The sequence below is a fragment of the Chloroflexaceae bacterium genome, from assembly GCA_025057155.1.
In the GTDB taxonomy this organism is placed as follows: domain Bacteria; phylum Chloroflexota; class Chloroflexia; order Chloroflexales; family Chloroflexaceae; genus JACAEO01.
Genome location: JANWYD010000001.1, coordinates 207,502 through 232,109 on the forward strand (window position 1 = coordinate 207,502; position 24,608 = coordinate 232,109).

The window sequence follows — 24,608 nt, forward strand, 5'->3', positions numbered from 1 at the left end:
CTATGCGCACCCCTTGCAATGGTCTTGTGTTGGTAATGCAATCCTGGTACGATTCATGCAACTTGACAACTAGCTTACCAGCGCGGAGCCGTCCTATGGTTGGTCGTTGTTTTCTCACACTGGTCCTTGGCTTTGCCCTCAGCACCATCATCCTCACCTTGCTTCCCGATCTGGGTCGTATCGCCGGGCCATTTGTTTGTGAGGGGACGCTCGAGCCCGGCCCGCGTAGCCATGGCCTCCACTATCGCTGTATCACTGCCGAGGGCCAGGCATTCACCGTCGCCCCCGATCAGGTGGCCTTTCGCGCCATTCCCCTGATTGCCGTGGTGCTGATGATCCCGATTTATGCGTTTGTGCGTCAGCGCGAAGTTGAGGCTCTCCGGGCGCAACAGGCGGCGGAAGCGGACCTGGCAAAGGCCGTCCCCGCTCGCGCCGAAGTGCTGCGCATCGTTCACAGCGGCAATCTGAAGCGCCAGCTCCTGCTGCGGGCCGCCGAACTCAATCTGGTGCTCTGGGTGCAGCCGCCCAATGGTCGCCCGTATGAGGCGCAGGTGGATTGGATCGTCGAGGAGGACGGTCTGGGCTGGATGCGAATCGGCGCCGTGGTGCCGGTGCGCATCAATCCTCTTCGCCCCCAGAAGGTCTATCCCGCGCAGCCCTGGGCGCACTATGCCTGGTGGTCCGCGTCATAACCGCAACAGCGGTTTGTGAAAGGGTGTAGCTCTCTTGTTGGGCAAGGGAGATGGGAGGAACCCGGGTTCCTCCCATCCCCGTGCAATCGGTTCTGCTCGCGCTGAACTATAGCGGAGCGATAGTTTATGCCTCCCTCGCCTCCCTTCGGCCTCTGGCCGAGCCCCTTCACGCCGCGCGCGATGGCTACCGCGCTACGTTTCGACGATGTGCAGTGGGACAGCGATGGGCGTCACGTCATCTGGCTGGAGTCGCGCGATGGTCGCGGCAGTCTGTGGTGCGCCGACGTCGCCTCTGCCGACGCCCCCCGCGAGTTGACGCCGGGCGACCTGAGCGTGCGTGGGCGGATCGGCTACGGCGGTGGCGAGTTTTGCGTCCATGGCGGCGCGGTCTTTTTTGCCGAGGCCAGCTCAGGGCGGCTGTTTCGCCAGAGCCTGGCCGGAGGTCGCCCGCGCCCCATCACGCCAGCTTTCGGAGCCGCCGCCGCCCCGGCCTGCTCGCCCGATGGCCGCTGGCTGCTCTTTGTCCACACCTATGAGGATGAGGATTGCGTCGCCGTGGTTGATGCCGAGGGCCGGCAATGGCCCCGGCGCCTGCTGACCGGTCACGATTTCTACATGTGGCCGGTCTGGCATCCCTCTGGCACGCAGGTGGCCTGCGTGGCCTGGGATCACCCCCGGATGCCCTGGGACGGCAGTCTCCTCTACCTGGCTGACCTTGATCCCGCATCGGGGCCGGCGCCGGTCGTTCGGAGCGTGCAACAGATTGCCGGTGGCCCGGCGACGAGCATCTTCCAGCCCGCCTTTTCGCCCGACGGGCGCTTCCTGGCCTATGTCTCTGACGCCGATGGCTGGTGGCACATCTACCTGTACGATCTGACGACCGGGTCTCATCGCCGCCTTACCAGCGGCGCCGCCGAGCACGGCCAGCCTGCCTGGACCCAGGGCATGCGCACCCTGGCCTGGTCGCGGGAGGGGCGCCGTATCTACTATTTGCGCAACGAAGGCGGGCAGCGGCGCGTATATGTGCAACCGGTTGATGGCGGTCCGGCGCAGAGCCTGAGCGACGGCGAAGGGTATACCTGGTTCGCGCAGCCGTCTGCTTCACCTGGCGCCGACGCGGTGGCGGGCATTGCCTCGGCGCCGGCCATCCCCCCGCGCCTCCTGGTCGCCGACGGCCAGCGGACACGGGTGCTGCGCCGCAGTTCCGGCGAACTGATTCCAGCGGTGCAACTGGCCAGCGCGCTGCCAGTCACCTGGCTCGCGCCTGGCGCCGAAACGGTCCACGGCATTCTCTACCTGCCGCCGGGCTACGTGCCCGGCGGGTCTGGCCCGCGCCCCCCGGCCATCGTGCGCGTCCACGGCGGGCCGACAGGCCAGGCGGTGCTCAGCTACAGCGCCGAGGTGCAGTTCCTGGCCACACGCGGCTACGCGGTGCTGGAAGTGAACTTCCGCGGCAGTACCGGCTACGGGCGGGCCTACGCCCAGGCCCTGCGCGAGCAGTGGGGGGTGCTCGATGTCGCCGATGCTGTGGCCGGGGCGCGCTACCTGGACGCGGCGGGCATCGCGGATCCGGAGCGGATCGTCATAATGGGCGGCAGTTCCGGCGGCTACACCGTGCTGGAGGCCCTGATCCAGGCCCCTGGCGTATTCCGGGCGGGGGTCTGTCTCTATGGGGTGACCGATCTCTTCAGCCTCGCCGCCGAGACTCACAAGTTCGAGGCGCACTACACCGACTGGCTGGTCGGGCCGCTGCCCGAAGCCGCTGCGCGCTACCGCGAGCGCTCCCCGCTCTTCCATGCCGACAAGATCGTCGCGCCCCTGGCGATCTTCCAGGGGGAAGAGGACCGGGTGGTGCCGCCCAATCAGGCCGAGGCGATCGTCGCCGCCCTGCGTCGCCGGGGCGTGCCCCATGTTTACCATCTCTTCCCCGGCGAAGGGCATGGCTGGCGCCGCGCCGAGAACATTGAACGCTACTACACGGCCCTTGACGCCTTTCTGCGGCAGTATGTGGTGTTTGCGTGAGGGAGGTTGGGTAAAAGGTCGGTAAAGTACGTTGCCCTGCATTTCCGCCCCCCTCCCGGCCTCCCCCCGTTGGGGGGAGGAGGCTGGGAGGGGGTGGAGGTTCAGAGCCTATCCGGATAACCTGGTTATACGATGACTTCTGGAAGAGAGTAGCCCTTCCCGTCCCTCTCCTCAGGGAGGGGCGTGCGGAAACTCGCTTTCCCCGCCTTCCTACAGGAGTTATCGGATAGGCTCTGAGCGAGAGCCTTAATTTATATTGTCATCGGGAAGCAACGTACGGCAATCTAAAATCCAAAATCCACAATCCGAAATCACATCACCTCCCGCCATCCTTCCGGGTATATTCGCAGATCACCGCCGGCTGGCCGAGCACAAAGACCCGGTGGCGCGGGCCAGGGCGCAGGGAACGGGCCGCGCCGCTACGTGCCTGTTCCAGTAGTTGCGCATCGCCTGCCAGGACCACCAGGCGCCCGCCCGGCCGCAGGACGCGCGCGATCTCGGCCAGCACCTCCCGGTACAGATCGGGCAACTCGGCCTGGTCGCCGATCTGCTTGCCGAAGGGCAGGTTGACCGCCACCTTGTCCACGCTCTGATCCTCCAGCGGCAGGCGCCGGGCGTCCCAGCGGCTGGTGACGACCTGGCCCCCGACGCCGCGCAGGTTGGCGCGCATCGCGCTGACCGCCTCGTCGCTGATGTCACCCCCGTGCAAGGCAGCGAAGGGACCGGCGGCGGCCCGCTCGACCAGCAGCGTGCCCGCGCCGGCCATGGGGTCGAGGAACACATCGTCGGGCGTCGGGTGGGTCAGAGCAACCATGGCCGCGGCCAGGGCCGGGCGCAGGGAGGCAGGCAGGTGGCGGAGCTTGCCCCGCTGGCGCATCGAGACATCGGAGAGCCGCAGGGCGCAGAGCAGTTCCTGATCCACCAGGGTGGCCCAGACTTCCAGGTCCTCGCCTTCGTCAACCAGGCGCCAGGGGCCGGGCCAGCCATCGCGCACGGCGTCGGCCACGGCGCGGCTCACGTCGCGGCGCAGGTACTGCTGGTGCCCAACGGTGCGGGCGATGACCCGAAAGGCGCCGCCACCCTTGTGAGCCCTGCTCACCCGCCGCCAGATATTGAGGGCCGGGGCGACGCTCTCGGAGGAGCGCACCGCGGCGTAAATCTGCCGCAGCCCGCGTTCATCGGCGGCCACGCGGAAGGCCCGCGCCGCCACCACGAAGACATCTTCGACGGTACGAAGACTGAGCAGAGATTTCGGCCCGCCCTGGTAATCGAGCAACACGATGTCGTCGCGTCCCGGCACCGCTTTGATGCCCGCCAGTCGTGGCGGGGCCGGCGCGGACCCGCCGGACAACGTCTGTTCGGCCTCCTGCCAGGCGAGCGTGCCAAGACCGGGTACAGTTTGCAGAGCGTAGAGCATGGCTCAGGGCCATTTCAGCTCGTCACGTAGGCAAGCAGCACGTGGTAGAGATCAACCAGACTGGCGATGCTCACCCACTCTTCGTCGGAATGGAGGCCCGCGCCGACCGGCCCGACACAGACGGCGGGAATACCGGCGCCGGTGTAGTAGCGCGCGTCGGTGGCGTAGTGTTCGCGAAAGAGTCGGGGCGGGCGCCCTAGGCGTCGTTCAAGAAGATCCGCCAGGCGCGCCACGCCAGGGTGTTCCGGGTCGGTGTACAGCGCGTAGCCGGTCTCAATAACCGTTGGCGCAGCGGTCGGGAAACACTCCCTCAGCGCGGCGAGCACGTCTTCGGGCGTCTCATCGCTCGTGTAGCGAATATCGAACGTGACCGCGGCGAACGCCGGCACCTGATTGCGCGCGCCGGCGCCCGCCCGCAACGCAGTCGGGGTAACGGTGGTGCGCCACTCATCGGGGCCGGCGGGTGGCGGAAAGCGCGCTTCGACCGCCGATAGGCCGCGCGCCAGGTCGCCGATCGGATTGTGACCCTCCCAGGGATGCGAGCCGTGCGCCGGGCGACCGGGCAGGGCCAGTTCGACCCACATGCAGCCCTTGTGGGCGTAGAGGATGCCCAGGTCAGTCGGTTCAAGACAGAGCATCAGGTCGCACCGCCACCCTTCGGCGAGCAGGCGCCCCGTGCCCGCGGCGCCGCCGATCTCCTCGTCGCTGACGAACTGGAAGCCCGCATCAGGGCGCTCCGGGAGCGCCGCCAGGTCGCGCAGTAGGCGCAGCATCACCGCGCAACTGCCCTTCATATCCAGCGCGCCCCGGCCATAGATCCGCCCCTCGCGCATCTCAGGCGTGAATTGTTCGGGCCGGCCCACGACCACGTCAAGGTGGCCATTGAACATCAGCGCGGGAGCGCGCGTCTCGCGCAGGGTGGCAACGATTGCGGGCTTGCCGTTCGCTGCGCTGCGTTCAACAAAAAGACCCGGGACATCGGACAGGTAGGCGGCCACGTAGTCCATACAGGCCGCCAGTTGATCGGGCCGGTCGGCGGTCGACTCGAAGCGCACCAGGTCCGTGGTGAGCGCGACAAGTTCATCACGGAGGGGTCGATCCATGGAGATGCCTCACGCAGGTGGATGCTTTGATACTGTATTGTACCACCTGGGATGGCGGGACGCTGCGCAGGCAGCGTATGGGGAAACGCCGTTTCTCCGCACTCCTCATTACCGGCGTTGGGAGGCCGAGAGTGCCAGCGGGCGGGGGATTGGGGAAACCCGCTTTCCCCAGGTCGCCTCAGTAGCCTGTAAAGTTACGTTTCCTGGCATTTCCGCCCCCCTCCCAACCTCCCCCCGTTGGGGGCAGGCGCCGGACTCCCTCCCCTAGCGGGGGAGGGTTGGGGAGGGGGCGGGGGTTCAGGGAAAGACTTTGTTTACAGACCACTCAATGCCGGCGCCCCAGTTCGTTGTGCTGCCAGCGGATGTTGCCGCGCAGCAGCAGGTTGGAGGCGCGCAGCTTATAGGCCAGGTCTGAGGCGATATTTCGCATCACCCGGTAGCCGATGCGTGGATTGCGCTCGCAGAGGGCCGCGAAGTCCCGCTCCCGGATCACCAGGAAGATGCACGGGTCAACACAGGTGACGGTGGCCGAGCGAGTGGCGCTGCCGAGCAGCACCATCTCACCAAAGCTCTGGCCGCTGTAGAGCATGTTGATGGTGCTTGGCGCCATGACGCCCTCGGGGAGGCGAGTGGTGATCGAGATGCGCACGCAGCCCTCGAGGATCACCATCATTTCGTCGCCTTCGTCGCCCTCGTGAAACACCTCATGTCCCGCCGGCATGCGCAGCGGTTTGCACATCGCCGCAACCTGAAACAGTTCTTCGTCGCTCAGGCCGCCGAACATTTCCACTCGCCGCAGATGTTCAACAAAGGTTGAGTGCATAGCCCCTCCCACCGGGGTTTTTACTGAGGGAACCTCAGTATACCACACCGATTCCCGCAGTGGAAAGAGGGTCGCTTGTTATGCAAAAATATCCGCCACCAGCTTTTCCAACCGTGCGGGCATTATCAGTCCTCCAGAAGACGTCGCAGGTTCGCCATTTCAATCGCAGCGATGGCAGCCTCGGCGCCACGATTACCCGCTTTGGTTCCTGCCCGTTCGAGCGCCTGTTCGAGACTCTCCGCGGTCACCATCCCAAAGGTTATCGGCAACCCTGTATCGAAAGCTGCCGAGGCGATCCCGCTGGCTGCCTGGCCTGCCACATAGTCGAAATGCGGGGTTGCGCCGCGGATCACGACGCCCAGGCAAATGATCGCATCGTAATACGAGCGCTGTGGTGGAGCGCCTTTGCGTCGGGCTATCCATCGGGCCGCCTGAGGAACCTCAAAGGCGCCCGGCACCCAGATAACGTCAATATCGCCCTCGGCAACTCCGTGGCGGATCAGCATCTCCTGCGCCCCGCGAAGGAGTTCCCTGCCGATAGCGTCATTGAAACGAGAGATCACAATGCCAAATTTCAGCCCGGCGCCGATGAGATGCCCTTCAAATGTCCGTCCCACTGTTTCCTCCCTCCGCTCTGCAGTCGTCCGACGCCCGACCCCCTCCGCCCCCGACCGGCTAGCGGCATCTGGTGCGTAGCCTGAGTACCGGCGTTGCGACCAGTCCGGAGATGGTGCACTGTTTAAGATTGTCCCGTTATGGAATGGGGCTGCCGGCATTCCGGCGCATCCTGCCGGTGACAGGGCCGGTACGCTGTGCAGGGCGCCGGACGCCATCTGACGCCGATAGGCGATCAGGTCGGCAATAGTGACGATCCGTAAGCGGTGCCGCTCTGCGAATCGTTCCAGCTCGGGTCGCCGGGCCATGGCGCCATCGTCGTGCATGATCTCACAGATCACCGCCGCCGGATACAGGCCTGCCAGCCGCACCAGATCCAGTGAGGCCTCGGTCTGGCCAGCGCGGGTCAACACGCCTCCTTCGGCAGCCCGTAGCGGAAAGACATGCCCGGGTCGGGCCAGATCCTCCGGCTTCGTGGCCGGATCGATGAGGGTGCGGATCGTCGTAGCGCGATCAAAGGCTGAGATGCCGGTGGTAACACCCCGCCGGGCTTCGACCGAAACGGTGAAGGCGGTGCCGAAGGCCGAGGTGTTCGCTTCAGACGGCACCATCAGCGGAATGCGCAATGCATCGAGGCGTTCGCCGGTCATAGCTACGCAGATCAGGCCACGACCCTCACGGGCCATAAAGTTGATGACCTGCGGCGTTGCAAACTCGGCGGCAATGGCAAGATCGCCCTCATTTTCACGATCTTCATCATCTACAATGATGACCAGCCGCCCGGCCCGCAGCTCATCCAGTGCAGCCTCAATGCTGGCGATAGGCATCGTGAGCCTCACGCATGAGTCGCTCGACGTATTTTCCGAGGATGTCCACTTCCAGATTGACCCGGCTGCCAACAGGCTTGTGTGGCAGGGTAATGTGCTGTTGAGTGTAAGCAACCAGCATGAAAGTGAAGGCGTCTTCAAGGACATCCACCACGGTCAGACTTGTACCGTCTACCGCGATGTAGCCTTTGGGAACGATGTAGCGCAGCAATTCACCCGGCGCCGCGACGGTTACCCACAGCGAGTCGCCCTCTGGTCGGAACGCGCGGATCACGCCTGTGCCATCAATGTGTCCCTGGACGAAGTGCCCGCCGATGCGTCCATTCAACGCCAGCGAACGTTCCAGGTTTACTCTGTCGCCGAGACGCAGATCGCCCAGATTGGTCCGCCGCAGGGTTTCCGGCGAGAGGCCGACGGTGAAGTCGGAATCGGTCGTGTTGGTCACCGTCAGACATACGCCGTTGACGGCAAGGCTGTCTCCGAGACCAGTAGCTTCCAGCACCGTAGAAGCCTGCACGGTGAGTGACCAGCCTCCCGCGACTTCGATGAGTTCCTTGACTGTTCCGATTTCCTCTACAATGCCTGTGAACATGGGGATTCCTCCTGATAATACAGCTCAGCCTGGATCCACAGGTCATTATCGGACCGCAACTCCGACCAGGATGTCAGTGCGGCGTTGTCCAGCTTGGCAATGCGCATACCCCGGACTCGTGTCGCCTCAAGCAGGGTTGTCGCCCCGGGTCCGCCAATTGGACCAGGCGCCGTGCGCCCTCCAATGATGATAGGTGCGATGAAGAGCCAGAGCCGGTCCACCAGCCGCTCGGCGATGCACGTACCCAGGATCTCACTCCCGCCTTCAACGAGCAGGGTCAGCATCCCGCGCTGTCCAATGGCATCGAGCAATGCTGGCAGTGCAACGCGCCCGTGGCGATCAGCGGGCAGAATCCACACCTCAACGCCGCGTTCCTGGAGGGCGCTACAGTGAGCGGCAGGCGTAGCCTGTGTCGTTGCCAGCACGGTTTGTCCAGGCAACGCCGGGTCGAAGACGCGGGCCGACCGTGGCACACGCCCCCGACTGTCGGCCACGATGCGCAGGGGATGGTGCGGCGCATAGCCCTGATTAGGCGGCAGGCGCGTGGTCAATTCGGGATCATCAGCCAGCACAGTGCCCGCGCCGACCAGGATCGCGTCGCTGACATTGCGCAGAGCATGCACCTGCTGGCGTGACGCCTCGCCGGTGATCCACCGTGAAGCGCCGGTGGAAGTGGCAATCTTACCATCGAGGCTCATGGCGACCTTGGCGGTTACATAAGGCCTGCCGGTCGCCACGTATTTGAAGAACGGGCGATTCAACTCGCGCGCCGCCGCCTCGCATAAACCGCGCTGGACCCTGATCCCGGCCGCTGCAAGGCGGGCGTGGCCCTGTCCGTTGACCAGCGGGTTGGGGTCTGGGACGGCATAGTACACCTCGGTGATGCCAGCGGCGATGATGGCCTCGGTGCATGGAGGGGTGCGTCCGTGATGCGCACACGGCTCCAGCGTGACATACAGGGTCGCCCCGCGCGCGGCCTCGCCGGCCATGCGCAGCGCCTCGATCTCGGCATGGGGCATTCCCGCGCGACGATGGCGCCCTTCACCTACGATCCGGCCACCATTGACAATGACCGCTCCAACCATAGGGTTGGGACTGGTGCGGCCCTCAGCCTGACGCGCCAGTTCCAACGCTCGTTCCATAAACTGCATAGGTTCCATAGTCATAGTCATGTGCCGCAGTTACGCGAACATACACGGTCAGGATGGGAGTGAGCACCTTGCCACGCTCTTCTGCCTCCTCGTATCAACGGCTCCAACAAACACAACGTCCCGAAGGTGTCAGATGCCTTCGGGACGCTTTATGCGCGCAAGCCAGCCGCCACGCCGCTGGCTGGCCTGCTGTGAAAATACCCCGAACAATAACACTGTTCGGGGTATCGCGAAACCAGATCAGCACGCTATGGCGGAATCCCAGCGTGTTTGAACCTTCTTTCATCCCGACTATACGGTCGGCCCCGGAGTTGCACCGGATCGTGCGCCGCATCAGAAAGTTGCCGCGCTCGTGGGCTATACCACCGATCGGGAATTGCCCGGCTTCATTGCCAGACTCACCCTGCCCCGAAGGTTGCTAGTTTGTGAACTAAGTTTTCTGGCCTTTCCGCCCTCCTCCCCGCCTCCCTCCGTTGGGTGGAGGAGCCGGATGTCCTCCCCCGCGGGAGAGGGTTGGGGAGGGGGTGGGTTGAGCACAAAACCTGGTTCACAGACTAGTTGCCCTATTCAATTAAGAGGTGCTTGTCATTTCAGGATGCCGCTATGCAAACCCCATTCTAGCAAGCGCGTGAAGAAACTTGCTCTCTTCGCCTTCTTCTGACCAGTGTTGGGATAGAGTATACCATAAAGTGTCGGAACGCTGTATGCTATAATCGCCCTCTGATGGTTGCCGAAGCGCCACTGCTGCTTGCCCTCTGCGCGCCCCTGCTGCTCTATCTGCCCGGTTGGGCCGTGAGCCGGCGCTTCGGCGCGCCCGCCGACCCTCTGGAGCGCCACTTCGAGCGCGTGGCCGCCAGCGCCCTCTGGAGCGGCTGGCTGGCCTTGCTCCTGGCCCAGCTTGGCCTGTTTAGTCTCTGGTTGCACCTGTCTCTGACCGTCGCCGCCAGCGCCCTCGTGGCCCGGGGCGGGCGGCGCGCGGCGCCGGCAGGCCCCGTTCCCCGCTGGCAGTTCCTGGTCTACGGCGCGGTCCTGGCGCTGACATTGCTGCTCGTCGCGCGCCCATTCGAGGTGGTGCTGGGGGTGCGCGACGCGGGGGTCTATGCCAACACCGGCTTCGCCATCGCCCGCACCGGGGCGCTGGTGCAGGCCGATCCGTTGCTCGCCGATCTGGGGCGGCGGGCCGGTGATCCTGACCCCCGGCTTGCCAATCCGGCGCGCCAGGCGATCACCAACTACACTATCGGGCAGCCGCAAGAGCGCTACATCGCCACGCGCCTGCGGGCCGCCGGGTTCTTCGTCTATGAGGGGGAACTGTCCCGGGGCCGGGTGGTGCCCCAGGGCCTGCACCTCCTCCCCGCCTGGATCGCCCTGCTCACCGCCGCTGGCGGCCCCGCCGCGGGGCTGTTCGCCGTGGGCTTGCTGGGCTGGCTGGGGGTGTGGAGCGCAGGTATGCTCGGGCGGCGTCTGGCCGGTCCCTGGGTGGGCTGGCTGGCGATGATGTTCCTCGCCCTTAACGGAGTGCAGGTCTGGTTTGCGCGCTATTCCACCGCCGAGACGGTCGCGCAGTTTTTGATCTGGGCCGGCTTGTTCTTCTTCGCCGTGATGCACGATCCCGCCAGTGACACGGCTACCCGGCGGCGGGCTGCGGCCCTGGCAGGTCTGGCGGTAGGGCAGGTGGCCCTGGCGCGGCTGGATTTCTTTCTCCTCGGCCCGCTGCTGCTCTACCTGGTCTACATCTGGGTCAGCCGCCGCTGGGAACGCTGGCACACTATTCTCGCCCTGGCCCTTGGCCTGATGCTCGGCCACGCCGTGCTCCACGTGCTGCTGATCGCCCGGGCCTACGTCTTCGATACCGGCCACGAACGCCTGCTGCGCGATTCGGCCCTGCTGGCCCTGGCAAGCCTGCCCTTCCTGACCCCTGAGGTGCGCGAGACGTTTCTGACCAGCCCCCGCAGCGCCCTGGCGCGCCCGCTGACTCTGCCCGGCGACCTGACTCTGGGCGCCTGGGCGCGCCTGGCGCTGGAACTGGCCCTGCTGGGCGCCGTGGGGGCCGCCCTGCTCGCCCTGCGCGCCCGTGCCGGCCTGCTGCGGCGCCTGGAGCAGACCCTGGCCCGCCGCCGCGAGCCGCTCCTGCGGGCGACCATGGTCGCGCTCCTGCTGCTGGCCGGCTACGCCTACCTGGTGCGCCCGCAGATCCTCGACGCCGACATCTTCTTCAACACCCGCGGCGGCTGGAACGACCCCCTCACTCGCGACCCGGAGCTGGTGGCCCTCGATGTGCGCGAGGGGCGCATGACCATTGACGAGGCTCGCGCCATGGCCGGCGTGGTGCTGGTGGGGGACAAGGTCTGGGAGCAGCAGCCCGACCTGGCGGCCACCGCCGAACTGCGCGCGCGCCTGGCGGAAGAACGAGGCCCCTGGCGCGGGCCGTTCAGCAACCAGACCCTCAACTGGCTGCGGCTCCAGGGCTACGTGGGCGCGCCCATCCGCCTGCCGGTGCAACTCTGGTACGAGGAGTACAACGGCATGTCCTGGTGGCAGCGGCTGACGGCCGACCCGGCAACGTTCACCTCGCAGCCGGAGATTATCAACGAGAAGTACCGCATTCCCCTGGCGAACCTCGTGCGCGTGGGCTGGTACCTCTCACCCCTGGGCATGGTCCTGGGCTGCGTGGGCTACGCCCTGTGGTGGCGGCGCGGGCTGAGCGCAGCGGCGTGGCTCTTCCTCAGCGTCAGCCTGCTGGGCACGTTCTTCTACGTGCGGCAAACCTACGGCACCGGCGAGCAGCACTACATCTACATTCTGCGCCGCTTCGTGCCGATAACCTATCCTGCGCTCAGCCTGGGGATGGCCTACGCCCTGGTCGCTCTGGCCGCTGCCGGGATTGCACGCTGGCGTTCCACGCCCCGTGTCCTCGGGGCAGGACTGCTCGGCGCGGCGGTGGCGCTCGCGGCGCTGCAAGTGGCCTTCTTCGCGGTCACCAACCGCCCGATCTTCTTCCATACCGAGTACCGGGGAGCAGTGGCGCAACTGAGCGCCCTGGCGCGGCAGTTTCGCCCCGGCAGCGACGTGCTGCTGCTGCGCGGCGGCGCCCCTATCCATGCCCAGTCCCGCGACATCCCCGACCTGGTGGCCACCCCGCTGCGCTTCGCCTATGACCTCGACGCCTTCGCAGTGAAGAGCGCCCGGCCGGGCAACTACGCCGCGGACCTGGCCCTCCAGGCCCGCTACTGGCGCGCCGAGGGCCGCGAGGTCTACCTGCTGCTGAGCGCCTCGGGCGGCAGCTTCGCCCTGCCCGGCTTCGACCTGGAACTGGCGGGCGCCTTCACCCTCGACCTGCCGGAGTTCGAGCAACTCACCGACCAGAAGCCGCGCAACGTCTCGCGGCTGACGCTGCCCTTTGCGATCTACCGACTCGTGCCGGGCGCGCCGGGCGCGGTCGCCACGCCCGAGCCGCCCCTCCTCCCCGACGCCTTCGCCGCCCAGGTCACCGGCTTCTACCGCCCCGAAGCAGACCCGGTGGGCCGCGCCTATGCCTGGACCAACGGCGACGCCATCCTGCGCCTGCCGTGGCCCGCCGGAGCCGCCGCAAGCGAGGTAGGGCTGGAGCTGGGCGCTGGCGAGCGTCCAGCACACCTGGGGCCGGCGCGGGTGTGCCTGAGCGCCCTGCCCGAAACCAGCCAGTGGCCTGCCACGACGGGCGCGCCGGTCGAACTGGGCTGCTTCGCAGTCAATGGTGAGCCGGGCACGTACCGGGTGCGCCTCGATCCGGCGCGGCTGCCGCCCGCGCCCACCGGCGCCCTGTTGCTGCGCCTGGCCGGGCCGTCGTGGATCCCCGCCCGCGAGGACCCGCGCCAGAACGACCGCCGCGACCTGGGGGTGCAGGTGTATGGGGTGGGGGTGGAAGAAACAGACATCCTAGAAAACGGGAATGTAGGGCGATCGCTTCAGTGAATATGCCAGAGGCATGTTAGAGTCATTACAGGTTCATCCGGGATTGCAGTAGGGGGAGAATGCCCCTGGTTAATGAAACCCTCGCAAGAGAGAAGTGGTATAATCTCCCAATCTTCTTCCTCGGATGTTAGGCGTTGGAAGCTATAGGGTAACCCGAACAAGCAAGCCGCCACGAACTTCACGTCAGAGCGAAGTGGTACGTTATTGTCGTATCGCACAGTGCGAACCGAGTCATTGTGCCAGATCTGCAATATCGCACCCACGATCGGCAAAAGTTTGGCTCCTCAATAACCCTTATGCTTCGACGTTTCTGAAAGTATAACCAAAACGGGGTTCAAAATGGCACCGCATCCCTTCAACAACTCAAATGCTTCGTTAATCGCTCGTTTTGTGGATCTTGATGATATAGAACTTCTTGATAAAGAGTTATCTCAGCGTTTTAAGGAGAGATTTGTCGTTCAAGCCCCGTTTTCTCGTCTTCTGGTTAGTTTTCAGGCTAATAAATCCAGGCCCGTCTACCGCTGGTATAAGTACAAGGAGGCGTTTTCGGCCTCGCTAGTCGAACATTTCTTTAATAGGTACAAAATAACCGCAGGAAAAATACTTGACCCATTTGCTGGAAGTGGAACCACGCTTCTGGCGGCAAGCGCAATCGGTATTGATGCGGATGGTATCGAGCTGTTGCCTGTTGGTCGTGAAATAGTTGCTGTTAAACAAATATTATATACAGAGTTTACACACGAGGATTTTGAACGATTGAGTCAATGGTCAGAACAAAAGCCCTGGCAGAAATCTGAAGTGTGTGTTCCTTTGCCTGAGTTGCGTATTACCAAAGGAGCTTATCCTGAGGAAACGAAACAGGCTATTGAAAAATATATGGGTCTGATTCAGCAGGAGAATAGCAAGGTCCAGGCCGTATTGCGTTTTGTTTTACTATGCGTCGTGGAGTCTATTAGTTTCACCCGCAAGGACGGGCAGTATTTGCGTTGGGATGTTCGTTCGGGACGAAAACAAGGCAAAAAAATTTTTAACAAAGGTGATATACCGAGTTTTGATGAGGCTATTTGCGACAAGATTAACGAAATATTAGTTGATGTGTCTCCAAATCATCAGGCGACTTTGTTTCCCGCTGAAAAACCCCATGGTCGGATTCGTTTGTATAATGGATCATGCCTGGAGATTCTTCCCCAATTGCCCGATTGTGAATACGACGCAATTATAACTTCACCGCCATACTGCAACCGCTATGACTATACACGCACATACGCATTGGAACTTGCGCTTTTGGGCGTAACTGCCGCCGAGTTGTCAAGGCTTCGTCAGGAGATGCTAAGTTGCACTGTAGAAAATCGCGCGAAAGATCTGCTGAATATTAACCCGAAATGGACGAAAGCTCTCTCCGCTGCTGATGAGCAACAACTGCTTCAATCTATTCTAACGTATCTGGACCGACAAAAAGCGCAGGGCGCCCTTAACAACAATGGCATTCCTGGAATGATCCGAGGCTACTTCTATGAAATGGCATGCGTTATCGCCGAGTGTGCGCGTGTCTTAAAACCTGGCTCGCCGTTATTCATGGTTAATGATAATGTGCGATACGCAGGCGCCAGTATTTCCGTAGATATGATTCTGTCAGATATCGCGGAAAGATTAGGGTTCTACGTTGAAAATATTTTTGTCTTGCCAGATGGCAAAGGCAACAGCAGCCAGCAGATGGGTGAATATGGAAGGGAGAAGTTGCGTAAGTGCATTTACGTTTGGAGAAAACAGTGATGTCTTTGCCTCCATATCGAAGCCATCTGAGCTCAAGTAGCGATCTCGTCACGACCTATGAAGATACGCGCGCAGGATTTGTTGCTCTCGCGCTCGAAAAGAACCGTCGTGCTACACCATATGTAGCTGAGGCTCGGGCTCTTCAATCTGCCGCATCAAAAGCTAAACGACCGTCTGATTTACTAACCATTAAGGGCATCGAGTCGGGCCTGCTCACTGCAGCGGGATTATCTGACAAAGCTCAAGTTCATCTACTTCAGACAGACAAAGACGAAGCTATCAATAATTTGATAAAGAACTTCCTTGAGCCAGCGGGTGCTAAGTTTGTTGAAGAGCTTGTATTCAGATTCTTGCTAACACGTGGAGATGCACTGGGTGGTTCGATGCGCAACATAGGTGGTGTGCTGGCAGAGCGAAAAGTCTCCAGATCTATAATTTCTACCCTGAGAATAGCCGGTGTAGCGTACAAGTGGCAGGATGCTAAGACCAGACAATGGCTCGATATGAAAGATGACGACCCGGACGTCGAACTGTCCTTACGAGGGTTGAGTTGGCAAATAAAAGGCAAGCCACGAACACTGATTTATAATCTGACCGTTCCTCTAGTTAAAAATAATGTGGATATATGTTTGTTTGATCTGAACCCCGCTGATTTGCACAAAGAAACTTGCAACTCAGCTAAATCGTACATTGCTCTTGGTGAACTTAAGGGAGGCATTGATCCGGCAGGAGCGGATGAGCATTGGAAAACTGCGCGAACTGCTCTTGAGCGTATACGTGTAGCTTTTGCTAAACAAGGTCATACTCCTTACACCTTTTTTATAGGTGCGGCAATCGAGAAGAAAATGGCTGCTGAAATATGGGAGCAATTGAGTGCGGGACAGCTTGCTAACGCTGCTAACTTGAATCACCCCGATCAGGTCGCATCAATTTCGCGCTGGTTGTGTATGCTCTAAATAGTGACCACACGGCGATTGAAACAATACGCCGGCGCCCGGCGACGATGGTTGTGCTGGTGTGCGTCAGCGTTCCAGCCGAGATTAGCCAGCAGTTGGGTCGTGAGTTAAGGATCTCCTACATCCATCATCGAAGGAGCCTGTATGAACGCGAGGGTCGCCGCCCCTCAGCTCTCCGGTCGTCTGCTTGCCTATTTCGCGCTGGCCTATGCCCTCTCCTGGTCCATCGGCATCGCCCTGGCCCTGGCCGCCCACGGACTGATCGCGCCCATCCTTCCCCGATGGTTTCACTATCTCATCGCCTATGGCCCCCTGCTCGCCGCCGTCATCGTGACCGGGGCGACCGAGGGGCGACGGGGATTGCAGGAGCTATGGGCGCGCGTCGCCAGGTGGCGCGTCGAGCCGATCTGGTGGCTTGTCGCCCTATCCCCGCTTTTGATCGGGCTGGCAGTCATCCTGTCCGTCGATCTCCTGACTGACAACCCCATTACGCTCGCGCAGCTCGGCGAGGTGCATTTTCTTCCTCCCCTGGGCATCGGCGCGCTGCTGCTGTGGATCTTTACCTTCGGAATCGGTGAAGAGGCAGGCTGGCGCGGGTATGCCCTGCCGCGCTTGCAGAAGGCCCACAACGCGCTGAATGCCACGATCATCCTGACGATCTTCTGGGCATTCTGGCACCTGCCGCAGTTCTTCTATCTCTTTGACCCGGCCATCGCCCCGGGATGGGCGCTGGGGTTGTTCGCCGGGGCGCTCGTGTTTACCTGGCTATTTAACAGCACCGGCGGCAGTGTGCTCGTTGTGGCGCTCGCGCACGGCTGTTTCAATTTCATTTCGGCCTCGAACGCCGGCAACGGCGTGCTTGCCGCCGTCATCAGCACCGTGGTGATGGTGTGGGCGGTGGTAGTGGTGTTCCTGTACAAACCGAAGCATCTGTCACGCCGCGCCAGGGTCACAGTTTGACTGCACGCATGGGACTACCGAAACCCGACCTTCACCTCCACACCTCCACACCTCTACACCTCCACACCTCCACACCTCCACACCTCCACACCTCACGCCCGGGCCTTGAGCCAGTTGGCAATTGTTGGCGCCAGATCGCGCTGGGCCTTGCCGCTGACGTACATGCCGATATGTCCGACGGGGAAGGCGCACAGAGTGTAGTCGGACGTGCCCACGTGCTCGCCAAGGGCGATGGTCGAGGGCGGCGGCACCAGGTGGTCCTGCTCGGCGTAGATGTTCAGCACCGGCATGGTCAGCCGGCGCAGGTCAATGCGGCGCCCGCCGATTTCGGCTTCGCCGCGGACCAGCTTGTTTTCGTGGAAGAAGTCCTTCACGAACTGCCGAAACGCTTCGCCCGCCAGGTCCGGGCTATCGAAGATCCACTTCTCCATGCGCAGAAAGTTGAGCAGCTTCTGCTCGTCATCCATCACTTCGAGGGCGTCCAGGTACTTCTGGAAGTTAAGCTGGAGCGGCTTAAGCATCACGAAGCCGAAGTTCATCAACTCGCCGGGGATGTTGCCGGTGGCCTCGACCAGTTGATCCACGTCGAGGCCCAGCCCCCACAGGTTCAGCAGCCCGCTGCGTCCCTCCTGGGTGGCGTGGAAGTCAATCGGCGCGACCATGACCGTCAGGTTCTTCACCTTCTCGGGGTAGAGCGCAGCGTAGCAGACCGAGAAGGTGCCCCCCTGGCAGATGCCGAGCAGATTGATCTTCTCCAGGCCGTGGCGCTCGCGCACCACGTCTACACAGGTGTCGAGGTAGCCAGCGATGTAGTCTTCGAGGGTCAGGTAGCGGTCGGCCCGCGAGGGGTAGCCCCAGTCAATCAGGTACACGTCCATGCCCTGGGCCAGCAGATTGCGCACCAGGGAGCGGTCGGGTTGCAGGTCGGCGACGGCGGGGCGGTTGACCAGGGCGTACACGATCAGGATGGGGATGGGAAACGGCTGCTCGACCACAGGGACGTAGCGGTAGAGCACCAGCTTATCCTCGCGGTAGACCGGCTCTTTCGGCGTTGTACCCACCTGGATGTCCTCGTGGCGCATGCGGCTCAGGGTACGCATGCCCTCCACGAACTTACGATGCATCTCGGTCAGTTCGTGGAGCGTCTCAACCGGGTTCAGTTGAACGGGGGCCTGGGTCATTGCAGTTCTCCTGGATATAACTGCGGGGGAAGCGGGTTCGCCAGGGCGCTGCCCGATGCAATGGCGAAACTTTGCCGGGCAACCTTGAAGGTTGCTCTACAGGCACGCCCGCCGCCTACGACGTCTTCTTGCGGGCCGGGGCGCGCCGGGCCGGGGTTTCGCGCCCCTCGCGCAGTTCCTTACGCAGCGCCCGCACTTCCTTACGCAGTTCGTAGATGTTACGATGAACCTCATCAATCTCGCTGCGCGTCGGCACATAGCTCGCCCGCAGGCCGAACTCGACGATCTGCTGCTCGTGGAGGCGGTAGCGCATCGCGGCGTTGAACAACTGGCGCTGGGCCTGCAGGAACTTCTCGCCGGAGAAGGCCGCCTCCAATTGCCGGTCGGCCACGCTGGTCCAGAACTGGAGCAGTTCGTGCAGGCTCTGGATAGGCCGTTCATTCTGGGCGCGCTCGGCCAGGCCACGCAATACCTGCTCGAACACGTCGGTCCAGATATCAGCGACAACCAGTTGAAATTGAACGCTAGCGCGGCGCAACTCGGCCCAGGCCTCGAAGCCGCGCAGGACCTTCTCCTCCAGTTCGCGCGAGAAGCCCATGCGCGGACTTTCAAGCACGCGCCCGAACGAGCGCTCATAGGCGTCCCAGTAGAGACTGGTCAGTTCTAGCAAGGCGCTACCACCGGCGGGCGCGCTCGGCGCCTGCCGCAGCACCTCGGCCCAGGGACGGGCGAGTTGCTGCATCTCCTCCAGGTAGAGCCGCCAGAGATCGCTGCTCTCCTGAACCGCGCGGGCCAGCGCGGCAGGGTCAGGGAAAAACTGGCGCCGCAGTTGCTCGGCGGTCTCGCGCAGCGCCCGCGTCTGGTCCTCGCCAGCGGCGAGCCGCGGGCTGAGATCCTGCCAGGCGCGGGAGAGTTGCTCCATCACCTGCAGCATAATTGACTGGGCGCTCAGCAACTGGCGCGACATCACCTGGGCGAAGGGGTCGGCCCCGGTGAGCCAGGCGGTGAAGCCCTGGGTCGCGGCCTGCTGCCACTGGGCGATCATCTGGGGCAGAGCAGGGGGGGTCTGCTCGTTGGTCGCGCCGTACAGTCGCTGCCAGGTCTGCCGCTGCGCGTCGAGCCAGAAATCCATGAGGGTGCGGGGCGGTTCTGCCAATGCCATACACGCTCCTCCTTGCCGGCCCCTTCGGGCCGGATACAGGCGATGAGCGATAGTATAGCATTTCGGAGCGAAGGCTGCTCAGGGGGGGACCTTCCAGCAGGGGCAACCCTCCAGGTTGCCCCTGCTGGAAGTAGTCTGTAAAGTAGGTTTCCTGGCATTTCCGCCCCCCTCCCAGCCTCCCCCCGTTGGGGGGAGGAGCCGGGCTCCCTCCCCCAGCGGGGGAGGGTTGGGGAGGGGGCGGGGGTTCAGGGAAAGACTTTGTTCACAGACTAATAAGGTTCCTCGGACCTGCCAGAAGGCCCCTTTGCCTACCCTCGATGGACCAGCAACCGCAGGCCATTCAGCACCACCAGGATGGTGCTGCCCTCGTGGCCGACCACGCCGAGGGGCAGGGGCACGCCGATAGTGAGGGTTAATGTAACCAGGGCTACCACCACGGCGAAGGCGAAGATAATGTTCTGCCAGACGATGCGCTGGGCGCGCCGGCTAAGGTCCACGGCGTAGACGATGGCCCCCAGGTCGTCGCGCATCAGCACTACGTCGGCGGTTTCCAGGGCCGCGTCGGTGCCGGCAGCGCCCATGGCGATGCCGATTGTGGCGCTGGCCAGCGCTGGCGCGTCGTTGACCCCATCGCCCACCATAGCCGTGGGGCCATAGGCGGCGCCCAGTTCGCTGACGATACGCACCTTATCTTCGGGCATCAGGCCGGCATGGACCTCATCCACCCCCAGGCGGCGCCCGACAGCCTGGGCCACGCGGGGGTTGTCGCCGGTGAGCATCACGATGCGCTCGATACCGTTGGCCCGCAGGGCGCGGATCTGCGCAGCAGCGTCTTCCCGCTCGCGGTCCATCACCGTTACCAGGCCAAGCCACTGCGCGCCGCGGCGCGCCACCAGCACGCTGCCGCGCCCCTCATCGGCAAGCCGGTCGGCCTCGGCCAGCAGCGCTTCAGGGATCGGCGTTCCCGCATGTTCGAAGAGCCGCGGCGCGCCCACCAGCGTCTCCACGCCATCCCAACTGGCGCGCACGCCCATGCCGGTCACCGCCTCAAAGCGCTCTGGCTCGCTGACCACAATGCCCTGCTCCTCGGCATAGGCGATGATCGCTCGCGCGATGGGATGTTCGCTGGGCTGCTCGGCGCGGGCCACGGCGCCCAGCAACTCCTCGGTCGTGACGCCAGCGCAGGGCAGCACGTCACTCACCACCGGCTGGCCATAGGTCAGCGTGCCGGTCTTATCGAAGGCGATGACCTTGATCTTGCTCAACTCCTCGAGATAGGCGCCGCCCTTGAAGAGCACGCCGTTGCGGGCGGCATTGGCAATAGCGCTGAGCAGGGCCGCCGGCACGCTGATCACCAGGGCGCAGGGCGAGGCCACCGTCAGCAGCACCATCGCCGTGTAGAAGTTCTCGTGCCAGGGCACGCCGAACAGCGGCGGAACCAGGGCGATGAACAGGGCCACGGCGAGGATCACCCCGGTGGCATAGTACTGCTCCGCCCGGTCGAGGAAGCTCTGCGTGCGCGCCTTGCGCGCCTGGGCCTCGCTGACCATGCCGATGATGCGCGCCAGGGTGCTCTCGCTGGCCGGCTTCGTGACCACGATGTCCAGGGCGCCGCTCTGGTTGAGCGTGCCGGCCAGCACCGGATCGCCCTCGCTGCGCTGCACCGGCATCGACTCGCCGGTCAGCGCCGACTCATCGAATGCGCCCGAGCCGCGGAGAATGGTTCCGTCCAGCGGCACCCGGTCGCCGGGGCGTAGCACCACCACCGCGCCAACGCCCACCTCCTCCACCGGCATGGTCGCCAGCGTATCGCCCTGGCGCACGGTGACCGTATCGGGGCGCAGTTCGAGCAGACTCTCAATCGCCTGGCGCGTGCGATCCATGGCGTAGTTCTGCAGCACATTGCTGAGCGAGAACAGGAACAACAGGATCGCCCCCTCGCTCCAGGCGTCCACATAGGCCGCGCCGAGGGCCGCCAGGACCATCAGCAGATCCACGTTGATCCGGCGTTCGCGCAGCCCTTCGAGAATGGCCTGGACGGCGTAGAACCCGCCGAAGAAGTAGGTGGCGACGCGCACTGCCAGCAGCGCCGCGGGCGCGACGTCAAGGCGTTCGAGCATCCCTCCGGCGACAATGCCCGCCAGGGTCAGAATCACGAAGAGGGGTTCCAGGATACGATCATCAAAGGTAAAACGCCGCTCCGACCGCACTGCGGTCTGAATGCGTTCAGAAAGGGTTGCCATGGTAAGCCTCAAAAATGCAGCACCTGCTGGTCTTCGGGCGACAGCCTGGCCAGCAGATCGGGACCAAGCCGGGCAAAAATGCGTTGGGCGAAGAGTTCCATCCAGATAAACTGCCGGGCAATCAGCACCATATTATGGTTGGTCGTCACCGTGGCGGTGGTGAACAGGTGACCGCTGGCGATCAAAAACTCGCGTTCATCGGCGACGACGATCAGCGTTTCCTCCATCTGGTGCAGTTCGGTCTCGCGCGGCGGATGGCGCACCACCTGGCCAAGCTCGAACTCGGCCGTGCCGGTGAGAATGACGCCCAGGGCGACCCCGCGGGCGTGGGCGCGGGTCAGGCACTCGCGCAGGGCCTCGACATCGGCGTCGGTAAGCACAAGCATCAGTTCGTGCTGCGCGCCCTCGATCAACTCCTCGGCGTAAGCCAGGGCCTCGCGGCGCCCGCTGAAGTTCCACAGCCGCCCTGACTCCTGCCGGTTGTAGAGCGGCATCAACTCGGCCCGCAGCCGCTCGGCCCGTTCGCGGGCCTCGCGCTCGTAGCGATCCAGCAGCACCGCCGGCGAGACCGGTCGGTAGAGGGTGGCCTTCTCCTCCTCGGATTTGAGCACCGCCCCCCGTCCCTCCAGCCGCCCCAGGGCCTCATACACCATCGAGCGCGGCACGCCGGAACTCTTGCTGATCTGATAGCCCGTCGCCGGATGCTCGCTCAGCAGAGCCAGGTAGACTTTAGCTTCGTATTCGGTCAACCCCAGGGCTGCCAGTTGGTCGAGCAGATCCATAGCGATTGTCGTCTCATTGCATATTAGTAGTTCAACTCCGAACTACTCATAGTATACCGCGCTGCATACCCCTCGTCAACCCTTTTGTTCGGCCCTTCTCCGGGGCGCCCTTGCGCGCCTGTGCCGGGTGACGGTACACTAGAGAGGGTTGCGGTAACAAACGGGTCCGGGAGGGTGTAGCCCGCCCAGATCCTCCCATCCGGCACGGGCATGGGTCAATCCGGCTTACCCGCCCTCCTTCAACCGAGCGAGGAAGGAGATACAGCGATGAATAAACGTCGGCGCCGGCTGGCGCAGTTCCTCAGCGTCAGCGTCATCGGCTTTCTGGTGATGGTGCTGGTGGTGACGGCGATCGCGCCGTACTGAGGTGGTGCGTGGGGAAAGCAATGGTCTGGAAAGGCGTAGCCTTCCCAGACCATCTAGATTCAAGCGATCTTCATTTGTGCTCGGCCTACGGCAGGCGATCCCCGATCGTGCCCTGGTTGAAGGGATCGAGCACATCTGGCGACGGGCCGGTGATGTTGCTGCTGCTGTCAATGACAGCCGGCCCAGGAACGGGATTGAAAATGGTGTCCTGCGGAATGGCCCGTTGCAGGGTGAAGCTGGTAATAACCAGGTGCCCGCTCAGACTGCCTCTGGCGGTCGCCTGGTAGAATCCGGTTGGCAGGCGCTCATCGAGGTAGAGCACGGCGTAGAAATCACCCACGCCGTCGGCGAACTGCGAAGGCAGCCCGCGCACCGACCCGTCCGGCAGCGTCAGCCAGATGTCCACCCGCTCTCCAGGGTAGAACAGCGCGCCCTGCACCTCAAAGGCGCTTCGCTGCGGGTCGGCCTGGTCGGGCGGGAAGGCCACACGGAACGTGGCCCAGCCGGTCGGCGTCACCGGCGGCGAGGTGAGGGTGAAGGTGGTAATGACGCGGTAGCCGCTGCTGGCGCCCTGAATGGTGAACTGGTAGACGCCCACCGGGTTCAGGCCGTCGAAGGTGAAGGCGGCGCGAAAATCGCCCGAATTGTCGGCGAAGATGGCCGGACCGGGGGGGAAGTTGAGCACCGTCCCATCAGGCGCGGTGATCCAGATGTCAATCCTTTCGCCGCCGCGGAAGCCGCTGCCGTTGATGTCCACCCGCGAACCCTGCACGCCCCTGGCTTCATTGCTGCCTACGCGGGTGACCGCGGCAAAGGCCGGGCCGGGGTTCGGCCCCGGCGCGCCGCCGGGCACCACTACCAGCGCCGCGCCGGCCACCTTGCCGCTCAGCAAGCCGCGCCCGGTAAAGAAGTAGCAGCCGTAGGGCCAGGTGCCGGGCACGGTCAGCACTGCCGATACCTCGCCGGCGATGTTGGCATTCGCCCGGCTGGCCGCCGGGTTGTTGATCACCTGATCAATCGTGCCGTCGAGCAGTCGCGCGGCCGGCACGGTGAAGAGCCGCCCATCGGGAAACGAGATGTCAACCTCGACCGGCTCCGTCCAGTAGCGCGACAGCTTGAGTTGAAAGCGCCCGCCCTGGAACACCGATGGGGCGCTGATGCCCACGCGGTCGCACACAACCCGGGGCCGATCGCTGAAAATGCCGAACGAGGCCGTCGAAGCCGACGAGGTATAGGCGAACACCCCCAGCACGAGCGCCAGGGCCAGCGCGAACCCGGCGGCAGCGAACCGCAGCATCTGTCGTTGTCGCATAACTCGTTCCTCTCGTCAGAGATGCCCGGGCGGGCCGTTCCCACCCGGGCCGCGCCACCCAAAGGGTGGCGCTCCAGAGGCAGGCTGATGCAACGTCTTCAGGGCAAGATCAGACGCCAGTAACTCGGGTGGCGTCGCAGCCCCAGACCCCATCGCCGGCGCCGCATTGGCATTGGCCCTGACGAGGGAGCGTGTCTTTGCGCCAGCCGGCGTGTGATGATATAGTACTGATAGCAACCTGATACGCTCAAGCTGCGTATATTACGACAGGCTTACACACAATGAGCATGCCTCGCTATACGCTGCTCTACGATGGCGCATGCCGGCTCTGCACCGCCCAGATTGGCTGGATCGAAGCCTATAATGATGCCGGCATCATCGAAGTGCTTGATATGCGCTCGCCCGAGGCTCGCGCGCGCTTCCCGCAGGTCACTCCCGAAGACGCGCAGCGTGAAGTGCATCTGGTGGCCCCTGACGGCACGCTCTATCGCGGCGCCGATGCGGTGCGCGAAACGTTGCTGCGCCTGCCGGCTCTGCGTGGCCTCGGCGAGTTGATGCGCCTCCCCGGGGCTATGCTCTTCGCCCGCCCGATGTATGCCTGGATCGCCCGGAACCGTTACCTCCTTGGGGGGCGCGCTGATGCCTGCGATGACGGCGTGTGCCGGCCCTAGCCCTGC

General features: G+C 63.6%; 18 protein-coding genes, 1 pseudogene and 1 riboswitch. Of the genes and pseudogenes, 7 read left to right on the top strand and 12 right to left on the bottom strand.

Annotated elements, in window-relative coordinates:
• The first annotated feature begins 95 nt into the window (after window positions 1-95).
• Entirely contained in the window at window positions 96-692 is a 597-nt protein-coding gene (locus NZU74_00805; GenBank protein ID MCS6879850.1) for a hypothetical protein, read from the top strand.
• Between the two features lie 126 nt (window positions 693-818).
• Complete coding sequence (locus NZU74_00810) at window positions 819-2,714, top strand: S9 family peptidase (protein ID MCS6879851.1); 1,896 nt, start codon at window positions 819-821, stop codon at window positions 2,712-2,714.
• A gap of 316 nt (window positions 2,715-3,030) precedes the next feature.
• On the opposite strand, the gene NZU74_00815 is transcribed toward NZU74_00810, so the two are convergent.
• The 7 genes and pseudogenes from NZU74_00815 to ribD all read right to left on the bottom strand — a co-directional run bounded on the left by NZU74_00815 (window position 3,031) and on the right by ribD (window position 9,233).
• Window positions 3,031-4,131, bottom strand: a complete 1,101-nt coding sequence (locus NZU74_00815) for a methyltransferase domain-containing protein (GenBank protein MCS6879852.1) — start codon at window positions 4,129-4,131, stop codon at window positions 3,031-3,033.
• 14 nt (window positions 4,132-4,145) lie between these two features.
• Window positions 4,146-5,234: a M20/M25/M40 family metallo-hydrolase gene (locus NZU74_00820; protein MCS6879853.1), complete on the bottom strand. Its 1,089-nt coding sequence runs from the start codon at window positions 5,232-5,234 to the stop codon at window positions 4,146-4,148.
• A gap of 325 nt (window positions 5,235-5,559) precedes the next feature.
• Window positions 5,560-6,057: a cyclic nucleotide-binding domain-containing protein gene (locus NZU74_00825; GenBank protein MCS6879854.1), complete on the bottom strand. Its 498-nt coding sequence runs from the start codon at window positions 6,055-6,057 to the stop codon at window positions 5,560-5,562.
• Window positions 6,058-6,182: 125 nt separating this feature from the next.
• Window positions 6,183-6,674: a 6,7-dimethyl-8-ribityllumazine synthase gene (ribH, locus tag NZU74_00830; protein ID MCS6879855.1), complete on the bottom strand. Its 492-nt coding sequence runs from the start codon at window positions 6,672-6,674 to the stop codon at window positions 6,183-6,185.
• A 237-nt stretch (window positions 6,675-6,911) separates the two neighbouring features.
• Window positions 6,912-7,499, bottom strand: a pseudogene (gene ribB / locus NZU74_00835) (3,4-dihydroxy-2-butanone-4-phosphate synthase).
• Window positions 7,480-8,091 (bottom strand): riboflavin synthase, encoded by a 612-nt coding sequence (locus tag NZU74_00840; GenBank protein MCS6879856.1) that lies wholly within the window; start codon window positions 8,089-8,091, stop codon window positions 7,480-7,482. The pseudogene ribB and the gene NZU74_00840 overlap by 20 nt, the downstream one beginning before the upstream one ends.
• The gene (gene ribD, locus NZU74_00845) at window positions 8,073-9,233 is read right to left on the bottom strand and encodes a bifunctional diaminohydroxyphosphoribosylaminopyrimidine deaminase/5-amino-6-(5-phosphoribosylamino)uracil reductase RibD (protein MCS6879857.1); all 1,161 of its coding nucleotides are present in this window, start codon (window positions 9,231-9,233) and stop codon (window positions 8,073-8,075) included. The genes NZU74_00840 and ribD overlap by 19 nt, the downstream gene beginning before the upstream one ends.
• Before the next feature lie 279 nt (window positions 9,234-9,512).
• Window positions 9,513-9,662: riboswitch (FMN riboswitch) on the bottom strand.
• Window positions 9,663-9,965: 303 nt separating this feature from the next.
• Between ribD and NZU74_00850 the strand changes: the two genes are divergently transcribed.
• From NZU74_00850 to NZU74_00865, 4 genes are all read left to right on the top strand, one after another.
• Window positions 9,966-13,196, top strand: a complete 3,231-nt coding sequence (locus tag NZU74_00850; GenBank protein MCS6879858.1) for a hypothetical protein — start codon at window positions 9,966-9,968, stop codon at window positions 13,194-13,196.
• Window positions 13,197-13,535: 339 nt separating this feature from the next.
• Window positions 13,536-14,969, top strand: a complete 1,434-nt coding sequence (locus NZU74_00855) for a site-specific DNA-methyltransferase (protein ID MCS6879859.1) — start codon at window positions 13,536-13,538, stop codon at window positions 14,967-14,969.
• Entirely contained in the window at window positions 14,969-15,925 is a 957-nt protein-coding gene (locus tag NZU74_00860; protein ID MCS6879860.1) for a type II restriction endonuclease, read from the top strand. The genes NZU74_00855 and NZU74_00860 overlap by 1 nt, the downstream gene beginning before the upstream one ends.
• Before the next feature lie 144 nt (window positions 15,926-16,069).
• Window positions 16,070-16,885, top strand: coding sequence for a CPBP family intramembrane metalloprotease (locus tag NZU74_00865; GenBank protein ID MCS6879861.1), 816 nt, complete (start codon window positions 16,070-16,072; stop codon window positions 16,883-16,885).
• A 92-nt stretch (window positions 16,886-16,977) separates the two neighbouring features.
• Here the strand turns inward: NZU74_00865 and phaC are convergent, their stop codons facing one another.
• The 5 genes from phaC to NZU74_00890 form a co-directional block, all read right to left on the bottom strand.
• Window positions 16,978-18,066: a class III poly(R)-hydroxyalkanoic acid synthase subunit PhaC gene (gene phaC, locus NZU74_00870; protein MCS6879862.1), complete on the bottom strand. Its 1,089-nt coding sequence runs from the start codon at window positions 18,064-18,066 to the stop codon at window positions 16,978-16,980.
• 115 nt (window positions 18,067-18,181) lie between these two features.
• Window positions 18,182-19,228 (bottom strand): hypothetical protein, encoded by a 1,047-nt coding sequence (locus tag NZU74_00875; GenBank protein ID MCS6879863.1) that lies wholly within the window; start codon window positions 19,226-19,228, stop codon window positions 18,182-18,184.
• Between the two features lie 308 nt (window positions 19,229-19,536).
• Window positions 19,537-21,471 carry a heavy metal translocating P-type ATPase gene (locus NZU74_00880; protein ID MCS6879864.1) on the bottom strand — a complete coding sequence of 645 codons (1,935 nt, stop codon included), beginning with the start codon at window positions 21,469-21,471 and terminating at the stop codon, window positions 19,537-19,539.
• A gap of 8 nt (window positions 21,472-21,479) precedes the next feature.
• Window positions 21,480-22,253 carry a TrmB family transcriptional regulator gene (locus NZU74_00885; GenBank protein ID MCS6879865.1) on the bottom strand — a complete coding sequence of 258 codons (774 nt, stop codon included), beginning with the start codon at window positions 22,251-22,253 and terminating at the stop codon, window positions 21,480-21,482.
• A 451-nt stretch (window positions 22,254-22,704) separates the two neighbouring features.
• Window positions 22,705-23,931, bottom strand: coding sequence for a hypothetical protein (locus tag NZU74_00890; GenBank protein ID MCS6879866.1), 1,227 nt, complete (start codon window positions 23,929-23,931; stop codon window positions 22,705-22,707).
• Between the two features lie 287 nt (window positions 23,932-24,218).
• On the opposite strand from NZU74_00890, the gene NZU74_00895 reads away from it, so the two are divergent.
• Window positions 24,219-24,602: a DUF393 domain-containing protein gene (locus NZU74_00895; GenBank protein MCS6879867.1), complete on the top strand. Its 384-nt coding sequence runs from the start codon at window positions 24,219-24,221 to the stop codon at window positions 24,600-24,602.
• Window positions 24,603-24,608 lie beyond the last annotated feature (6 nt).